Origin of the sequence: Kurthia gibsonii (genome assembly GCF_006539985.1) — a bacterium.
Taxonomy (GTDB): Bacteria; Bacillota; Bacilli; order Bacillales_A; family Planococcaceae; genus Kurthia; species Kurthia gibsonii.
This window is the reverse complement of sequence record NZ_BJOB01000100.1, coordinates 1-1,743: the sequence shown is the minus strand read 5'-3', so window position 1 is coordinate 1,743 and position 1,743 is coordinate 1. Positions and strand designations below refer to the sequence as shown.

Genomic DNA, 1,743 nt, shown 5'->3' with positions numbered 1-1,743 from the left:
CATGAGCCTTCAAAACTAAACAGCAAGTAAGATAATCTGTATAAGACCCAAGGTCTTTTCCGTTATATTCCTTAGAAAGGAGGTGATCCAGCCGCACCTTCCGATACGGCTACCTTGTTACGACTTCACCCCAATCATCTATCCCACCTTAGGCGGCTGGCTCCTTACGGTTACCCCACCGACTTCGGGTGTTACAAACTCTCGTGGTGTGACGGGCGGTGTGTACAAGGCCCGGGAACGTATTCACCGCGGCATGCTGATCCGCGATTACTAGCGATTCCGGCTTCATGCAGGCGAGTTGCAGCCTACAATCCGAACTGAGAACGATTTTATGAGATTAGCTTACCCTCGCGAGTTTGCGACTCTTTGTATCGTCCATTGTAGCACGTGTGTAGCCCAGGTCATAAGGGGCATGATGATTTGACGTCATCCCCACCTTCCTCCGGTTTGTCACCGGCAGTCTCCTTAGAGTGCCCAACTAAATGATGGCAACTAAGAATAAGGGTTGCGCTCGTTGCGGGACTTAACCCAACATCTCACGACACGAGCTGACGACAACCATGCACCACCTGTCACCAATGTCCCCGAAGGGAAAATCCTATCTCTAGGACGGTCATTGGGATGTCAAGACCTGGTAAGGTTCTTCGCGTTGCTTCGAATTAAACCACATGCTCCACCGCTTGTGCGGGCCCCCGTCAATTCCTTTGAGTTTCAACCTTGCGGTCGTACTCCCCAGGCGGAGTGCTTAATGCGTTAGCTGCAGCACTAAGGGGCGGAAACCCCCTAACACTTAGCACTCATCGTTTACGGCGTGGACTACCAGGGTATCTAATCCTGTTTGCTCCCCACGCTTTCGCGCCTCAGTGTCAGTTACAGACCAGACAGTCGCCTTCGCCACTGGTGTTCCTCCAAATCTCTACGCATTTCACCGCTACACTTGGAATTCCACTATCCTCTTCTGCACTCAAGTTCCCCAGTTTCCAATGACCCTCCACGGTTGAGCCGTGGGCTTTCACATCAGACTTAAGAAACCACCTGCGCGCGCTTTACGCCCAATAAATCCGGACAACGCTTGCCACCTACGTATTACCGCGGCTGCTGGCACGTAGTTAGCCGTGGCTTTCTAATAAGGTACCGTCAAGGTACGTTCATTTCCTAACGTACTTGTTCTTCCCTTACAACAGAGTTTTACGATCCGAAAACCTTCATCACTCACGCGGCGTTGCTCCATCAGACTTTCGTCCATTGTGGAAGATTCCCTACTGCTGCCTCCCGTAGGAGTTTGGGCCGTGTCTCAGTCCCAATGTGGCCGATCACCCTCTCAGGTCGGCTATGCATCGTTGCCTTGGTAGGCCGTTACCCCACCAACTAGCTAATGCACCGCGGGCCCATCCTACAGTGACGCCGAAGCGCCTTTCAACTTCAAAACATGTGATTCGAAGGATTATTCGGTATTAGCCCAGGTTTCCCTGAGTTATCCCAATCTGTAGGGCAGGTTGCCCACGTGTTACTCACCCGTCCGCCGCTAAATCAGAGAAGCAAGCTTCTCGTCATTCGCTCGACTTGCATGTATTAGGCACGCCGCCAGCGTTCGTCCTGAGCCAGGATCAAACTCTCCATAAAAGTAGTTTGAAAGCTCATTTGCTTTGCTAGCGTTATCTTTTGATAACAATTGCTTATTCACTTAATGTGATAAGACTTGTTTGTGATTATCTTCTTGCTTGTTTAGTTTTCAAGGTTCAT

General features: G+C 50.7%; 1 rRNA gene. It reads right to left on the bottom strand.

The window, feature by feature from the left end:
* Positions 1–75 precede the first annotated feature (75 nt).
* Positions 76–1,623: ribosomal RNA gene (locus KGI01_RS13610) — 16S ribosomal RNA — on the bottom strand.
* Positions 1,624–1,743 lie beyond the last annotated feature (120 nt).